The sequence below is a fragment of the Burkholderia sp. KCJ3K979 genome (genome assembly GCF_016759955.1).
GTDB classification, from domain to species: domain Bacteria; phylum Pseudomonadota; class Gammaproteobacteria; order Burkholderiales; family Burkholderiaceae; genus Burkholderia; species Burkholderia orbicola.
In genome coordinates this window covers 1-6,699 of record NZ_JACFYV010000298.1, presented here as the reverse complement: position 1 = coordinate 6,699, position 6,699 = coordinate 1, and the positions used below count along the sequence as shown (strand labels likewise).

General features: G+C 68.7%; 7 protein-coding genes. 3 read left to right on the top strand and 4 right to left on the bottom strand.

Features of this window, described 5'->3' with window-relative positions:
- Window positions 1-277, bottom strand: a 277-nt coding sequence (locus tag H3O04_RS32980; protein ID WP_202589285.1) for a helix-turn-helix domain-containing protein, incomplete at its 3' end; no start/stop codon positions are given.
- Window positions 278-402: 125 nt separating this feature from the next.
- On the opposite strand from H3O04_RS32980, the gene H3O04_RS32975 reads away from it, so the two are divergent.
- Window positions 403-1,419, top strand: a complete 1,017-nt coding sequence (locus H3O04_RS32975) for a zinc-binding alcohol dehydrogenase family protein (RefSeq protein ID WP_078040922.1) — start codon at window positions 403-405, stop codon at window positions 1,417-1,419.
- A 156-nt stretch (window positions 1,420-1,575) separates the two neighbouring features.
- A complete protein-coding gene (locus H3O04_RS32970) occupies window positions 1,576-2,127 on the top strand; it encodes a DUF6013 family protein (RefSeq protein ID WP_202589284.1) in 552 nt (183 codons plus the stop codon).
- 270 nt (window positions 2,128-2,397) lie between these two features.
- Here the strand turns inward: H3O04_RS32970 and H3O04_RS32965 are convergent, their stop codons facing one another.
- Complete coding sequence (locus H3O04_RS32965; protein ID WP_034174107.1) at window positions 2,398-3,201, bottom strand: ABC transporter permease; 804 nt, start codon at window positions 3,199-3,201, stop codon at window positions 2,398-2,400.
- Window positions 3,198-3,899 carry an ABC transporter ATP-binding protein gene (locus H3O04_RS32960; RefSeq protein ID WP_006475927.1) on the bottom strand — a complete coding sequence of 234 codons (702 nt, stop codon included), beginning with the start codon at window positions 3,897-3,899 and terminating at the stop codon, window positions 3,198-3,200. The genes H3O04_RS32965 and H3O04_RS32960 overlap by 4 nt, the downstream gene beginning before the upstream one ends.
- Before the next feature lie 152 nt (window positions 3,900-4,051).
- Here H3O04_RS32960 and H3O04_RS32955 point away from each other — a divergent pair, with 152 nt between their 5' ends.
- Entirely contained in the window at window positions 4,052-6,358 is a 2,307-nt protein-coding gene (locus H3O04_RS32955) for an AsmA family protein (protein ID WP_202589283.1), read from the top strand.
- A gap of 97 nt (window positions 6,359-6,455) precedes the next feature.
- On the opposite strand, the gene H3O04_RS32950 is transcribed toward H3O04_RS32955, so the two are convergent.
- A partial coding sequence (locus tag H3O04_RS32950; protein ID WP_202589282.1) for a lipocalin-like domain-containing protein occupies window positions 6,456-6,699 on the bottom strand: 244 nt, incomplete at its 5' end.

Sequence of the window (6,699 nt, the reverse complement as noted above, 5' to 3'; positions counted from 1 at the left end):
CGTCGGCGGCCGCCAGCAGCGCGTCGGCGCGCGCCATGAAGACTTCGCCGTCCTGCGTGAGGCTGATGCGGCGCGTGGTGCGGTGCAGCAGCCGCGCGCCGAGCTGCCGTTCGAGCTGGGCAATGCGCGCGCTCGCGACCGCGGCCGACACGCCGAATTCGCGCCCGGCCGCGGTGACGTTCGCGAGCAGCGCCGCGCGCACGAACAGCGCGATGTCGAGCAGGTCGAGCGGCTTGTCGGGCGCGGGAATCGGATCGGACCCGGGATCGGACGTCATTATTCTGAAATTCCTGAAAATGTTTCAGGAAATATAGCGGTTTTCTCGAAGGATCGGGTTGCCTACGATGGCACGCATGGAGGTTGCGCCGCAGCCTGCCGGATTCCCCTGAAAGGAGTATCGAGATGAAAGCCGTTGGATTGACCCGTTATCTGCCGATCGACGACCCGCAAGCGTTGCTCGACGTCGAACTGCCGCAGCCCGTGCCGGGCCCGCGCGATCTGCTCGTGAAGGTCGAGGCGATTTCCGTGAACCCGGTCGACACCAAGGTGCGTGCGCCGAAGCCGCAGGTCGAGGAGACGCCGCGCGTGCTCGGCTGGGATGCGGCCGGCACGGTCGTCGCGGTCGGCGCCGACGTCACGCTGTTCCGGCCCGGCGACGAGGTGTTCTACGCGGGCAGCATCACGCGGCCCGGCGCGAACAGCGAATTCCATGCGGTCGACGAGCGGATCGCCGCGTTGAAGCCGCGCACGCTCGACTTCGCGGCCGCCGCCGCGCTGCCGCTCACCGCGCTGACCGCGTGGGAAGCGCTGTTCGACCGGTTGCGCGTGTCGCCGCAGGGTGCGGATGCCGGCAAGTCGGTGCTGATCATCGGCGGCGCGGGCGGCGTGGGCTCGATCGCGATCCAGCTCGCGAAGACGCTCGGCAAGCTGAAAGTGATCGCGACCGCGTCGCGGCCGGCGTCGGCCGAATGGGTGCGCGCGCTCGGCGCGGATGCGGTGGTCGACCATTTCGGCGACCTGCCTGCGCAGTTGCGCGAGGCCGGCCATCCGAGCGTCGACTACGTGCTGATCTTCAACGATACCGACCATCATTTCCCGGCCGCCGCGGAAGTTATCCGGCCGCAGGGCGGCATTTGCACGATCGTCGAGAACGCGAAGCCGGTGCCGGTCGAATTGCTGAAGGCGAAGAGCGCGGCGTTTCACTGGGAGTTCATGTTCACGCGTGCGATGTTCGAGACGCCGGACATGATCGAGCAGCACAAGATCCTCGGCGAAGTGGCGCGGCTCGTCGACGCCGGCACGCTGCGCACGACGCTCGGCGAGCAACTCGGCACGATCAACGCGGCGAACGTGCGGCGCGCGCATCAGATGCTCGAGGGCGGGCGCGCGATCGGCAAGCTGGTGCTCAGCGGTTTCTGAGCGGGAGTGCGTAAGGTTGCGGCGCCGCGAACGCAAGCGGGGTAACACCCGATGCGTTTGCGGCGCATTGCACCGCGCTTGGCGGTAGACTGGCAGCGCATCATGCATCGAAAACCGCGCGGCACGCGCGTGCCGCCGCATTACAAGGAGGTCAGCATGAGCCAACGCAGCTTGTCAGTCGCCGCATCGTGGTCGGTCGTGTTCTCGGCGGCGTGCGTCAGCGCGAGCGTATTCGCGGCGCCGCCGGTCAAGGGCAGCCTGAAGGGCGGCGGGACGGGACAGCTCGAATACACCGTCAAGGTCGACTCGAAGACCTTCGGCAATACGCAGGAGACCCGCAAGATCCGCTCGGGCGAGACGGACGATTTCAACTGGAAGTCGGTGCCGCCGAGCGGCGCGGTCGCGATGCCGGACGGCTGCCCGAACGCCGACAACCTGCCGCGCGACGCGAACGGCGCGATGGTGCGGCAGACCCAGGTGCGGCTCGCACCGTCGGTCGACGCCAAGGGTGTCGCCAACGTGCAGTTGAGCTTCCAGGCGGCCGCGCCGAAGGGCACGCGCGGCGTGACGGCCGGGGGCAAGTCGCTGCAGTGTCCGGACGTCGTGTCGGTAAGCCAGGTGAAGTGGGTGTCGATTCCGACCAACGGCGGCTCGAAATCCGTGTCGATGAGCGACGGCACCCGGGTGACGGTGTCGATCAAGCATTGAGCGGCGCGCGCGGGCCGGCGTTTCGTTCGGTGCGTGCGCAACCGGTTTGATGGCCGGAGCGAGCAGGGCGGCACGCGAGCAGCGCGTGCCGTGCCGCCGTTGCAATGCGTGCCGCTGCCTGCTTCGCGGTACGGTGCCACGACCGTGCAACGGCGCTGCGCGATGTCATGCGGATGTCACGTCATGCGCGCCCGCATTCTGTCCTCCCGATCATCACGTTCCGATGAAACGTCGCAGGCGCGTGCTGACCGCGCAGCGCGCCGCCGCGCGTCACCGCGTGCGCTCTTCGAGCCGCGAAGCGAGGAAGCGGTGATCGGCCGAGAACAGCCGGCGATAGGTCATCAGCACCGCGCCCACGGTGCCGAGCGCGGACGCCGCGGCGATCAGGAACATGATCACGATCTGGTAACGCACGGCCTGCAGCGGCGACTGGCCGGCCAGCACCTGGCCCGTCATCATCCCCGGCAGGCTCACGACGCCGACCACCGCCATCTGGTTCAGCGTCGGCAGCATGCCGGCGCGCACGGCCTGCCGCGCGGCGTCCTGCGCGGCCTCCCAGCGCGTCGCGCCGAGCGCCAGCGCGGTTTCGACACGATCGCGGCGCGCCGTGAGCTCTTCCATCATCCGCTCGACGCCGAGCGATACGCCGGTCAGCGTATTGCCGAGAATCATCCCGAGGATCGGGATCGCGTATTGCGGCGCGAACCACGGATGGATGCGGATCACGACGAACAGACCGACCGCCGCGACGAACCAGCTGCTGAACCAGATCGACGCGATGCTGTCGACGCGCTGGCCGCGATACGTGCGCTTGCCGCGCCCCGCGCCGGCGAAACCGGCGATCAGCGTCATCAGCGCGGTGAGCGGCAGCACGACGTACCAGTGCGGATGGCCGAACACCCAGCCGAGCACGTAGCCGATCGCGAGCAACTGCACGACGGTGCGCACCGCCGCGAGCGCGAGCTTGCGGCCGAGGCCGAGCGACAGCGCCGCGGAGATCGCCCCGTTGACGGCGACGAGCGCGGCGGCGATGCCGACATCGACGAGGCTCAGGTCCTGCAGTGCCGGGCTCATTGCGCAGCCTCCGTCGGGTGGGCCGCGTGCAGGACGCCGGCCTGCATCACGAGCCGCATCGTGGCGATCCGCGCGGCCTGGGCCGGATCGTGCGAGATCCACATGTAGGCGCGCGCATCGGGCGCCGCGTCGAACCACGCACCGATGAGCGCTTCGATCGCGCGCGCCGATTCGGGATCGAGGGCGGAGGTCGGCTCGTCGAGCAGCAGCACGTCGGGATCGAGTTGCAGCACGCGCAGCAGCGCGGTGATCTGCGCTTCGCCGCCGGACAGGTCGCTCGCGCGCTTGTCGAGAAAATCGGCGCCGCGGCCGGCCTGCGCGGCGAGCGCTTCGGCGCGGGCGCGGTCGAACGCGACGTCGCGATAGATCGCGAGCGAGTACGGGTAGCGCAACTGCGCTTCGACCGTGCCGTCCATCTGCGCGGGGCGCTGGCGGACATACGCGACGCTGCGCCGGTAGCGCGGAATCGCGCTGCGCCGGACCCGCCGGCCGCGCCACAGGAGGCGGCCGCCGTCGAGCGGATCGAGCAGCGCGAGCGCGCGCAGCAGCACGCTCTTGCCCGACCCGGATGGCCCGGTGATAGCAATTCGCGATCCCGCGGCGAGACTGAAATCGGTCGGGGCGAGCAGCGTCTTGCCGCTGCTGGCGTCGCGCCGCGTGATGTGCTGCGCGTCGATGAGGCCGGTGGGGGAGGTCATGTCAAAAATGAAAAAAAGCGTTAATGGCGCCAAAAGGCCGCCATGTCGTGCGCCATAATACCGATTGAAAAGCCGCAGTTGTCGTGCGCCGTTCGTCCACGCAAGCGGCCCGGCATGGCGCGGCAACGCTTCAGAACAACAACGGAACCGCCATGACGCTAACCCGAGCCATCGGCAAATCGGCTGCATGGATCGTCGGTATCGTCGCGGTGCTCATCGCGGCGGCCGGCATCTTTATCTTCACGTTCGACTGGAACCGCGCGAAACCGTGGGTCAACGAACAGGTGAGTACCGCGCTCGGCCGCCCGTTCGCGATCAACGGGGATCTCAGGGTCGGCTGGCGTCGTCCCGATGGCGAGACCGGCTGGCGTGCATGGGTGCCCTGGCCGAGTTTCTCCGCCACGCAACTCGAGATCGGCAATCCCGACTGGGCGCAGGCGCCCAAGTTCGTCACGCTCGATGCCGCGCACTTCGATCTCGCGCTCCTGCCGCTGCTGGCGCATGAAATCGTCATCCCGTCGATCGACGTCGTGAATCCTGCCGTCGATCTCGAACGGCGCGCGGACGGCAGCAATACGTGGACCTTCCAGTTCAAGCAATCGTCGCAGCCTTCGCGGTGGAAGGTGCGGCTCGACAGCTTCGGTTTCGCGAAGGGCACCGTCACGTATCGCGATGCGATCACGAAGGCCGACCTGGCCGTCGCGATCGATACGCTCGGGCAGCCGATCCCGCTCGGCGACGTGCTGAAGGAGCAGGAGCAGACGTCGCGTGCGGCGTCGGCGCAGCGCGTCGGCAAGCATGGCGCCGCGCAACTGGGCGCGAAGGCCGATGCGCAAGCCGCGTCGGGGGCGTCGGGCGCGTCGGGGGCGAGTGCGGCCGCGGCCTCGGGTGCGTCGGCTGCGAGCGGCGTTGCTTCGGCTGCTTCAGCTTCGTCCGGTGCATCCGCTTCGTCCGCGCCTTCCGCGCCGGCGGCCGCTGCCGCGTCCGGCGCGAGCGGGGCCGCGGCGCCCGCGAAGCCGTCCGGCCCCACCTATGCATTCGGGCTGAAGGTCGACGGCCGCTACAAGAACGTGCCGATCAGCGGCACCGGCAAGGTCGGCGGCGTGCTCGCGATCCAGGATACGTCGCAGCCGTTCCCGCTGCAGGCCGACGTGAAGGCCGGCGATACGCGGCTCGCGATCGTCGGCACGCTGACCGATCCTAGGCATCTCGCGGCGCTCGACCTGCGGCTGTGGCTGCAGGGCACGTCGATGTCGCACCTTTACCAGCTCACCGGCATCACGCTGCCCGATACGCCGCCTTACGCGACCGAAGGGCGCCTGATCGGCAACTTCAAGCCGAACGCGAGCACCTTCCGCTACGAGAACTTCAACGGTCGCGTTGGCGGTAGCGATCTCGGCGGCACGCTCACCTGGGCGCAGCGCGAGCCGCGGCCGAAGCTGTCGGGTGAACTCGTGTCGAACCTGCTGCAGTTCTCCGACCTCGCGCCGGTGATCGGCGCCGACTCGGCCGCGAGCAAGAAGAAGCGCGGCGACACGACGCGCCAGCCGCCCGACCGCGTGCTGCCGGTCGCGGCGTTCCGCACCGAACGGTGGAGCGCGATCGATGCGGACGTGAAGTTCACCGGCCGCAAGCTGATCAAGAGCGCGGACCTGCCGATCACGAACCTGTACACGCACATTCTGATGCAGGACGGCGTGCTGACGCTGGAGCCGCTGCAGTTCGGCGTCGCGGGCGGCACGCTCGCGACGAATGCGCATCTCGACGGCAGCCGCACGCCGCTCAAGGGCCGTTTCACACTGGCCGCACGGCATCTGAAGCTCAAGCAGCTGTTCCCGACGCAGAAGGTGATGCAGACGGCGTTCGGCGAAATCAACGGCGACGCGTCGCTGTCGGCAACGGGCAATTCGCCGGCCGCGCTCGCGGCGACGTCGACCGGCGAAGTGAAGGCGCTCATCACCAACGGCCGCATCAGCCGCCTGCTGATGGAGGCCGCGGGGTTGAACGTCGCGAACGTCGTCTACGAGAAGCTGTTCGGCAACCGCGACGTCAACATCAATTGCGCGGCGATCGATTTCGTCGCGACCGACGGCATGCTCGACCCGAAGGTCTTCGCGCTCGATACCGACGATGCGCTCATCAACGTCGACGGCCCGATCAACCTGCGCGACGAATCGCTCGACCTGAAGATCCATCCGCACACGAAGGGCTTCCGGATCTTCTCGCTGCGCTCGCCGTTATATGCGAAGGGCACGTTCAAGAACCCGAAGGTCGGCGTCGATGCGGGCGCGCTCGCGCTGCGCGCCGGCGCGATGGTCGGGCTCGGGCTGATCAACCCGTTCGCGGCGCTGATCCCGCTGATCGCGCCGAGCAACAACCGCGACGTGCCGTGCTCGGAACTGTTCGGGCAGATGAAGGCGCAGGCGGCGCAGAAAGCGGCCAAGAAGGCCGGCAAGTGATGCGCGCAGCCGTCGGAACGGCTTGCGCCGCGGTGCGGCGGCTCGGCGTCGTTGCCGCGATCGGCTGAGCGCTGGCCGTGCGGCGCCGCCGAGGCGCTCAGCGGCGAGCGCGCGCCCAGACGATCACCGGTTCGACCTCCCAGCCGGCGATCCGCACCGGTCCGGCGGTGCCGAGCTGCAGCCGGTCGCCGTCCAGGCTGACGACACGCTGCTGGACGTTGCCGATCCAGTTCGGATACAGGCTGACGTCCATTTCATGGGTCAACGTGCCGTCGTCGTCGACGTTGAAGGGGCCCGAATACGCGATGTAGCCGCGGGCCGCGGCCGCACGCTCCTCGACG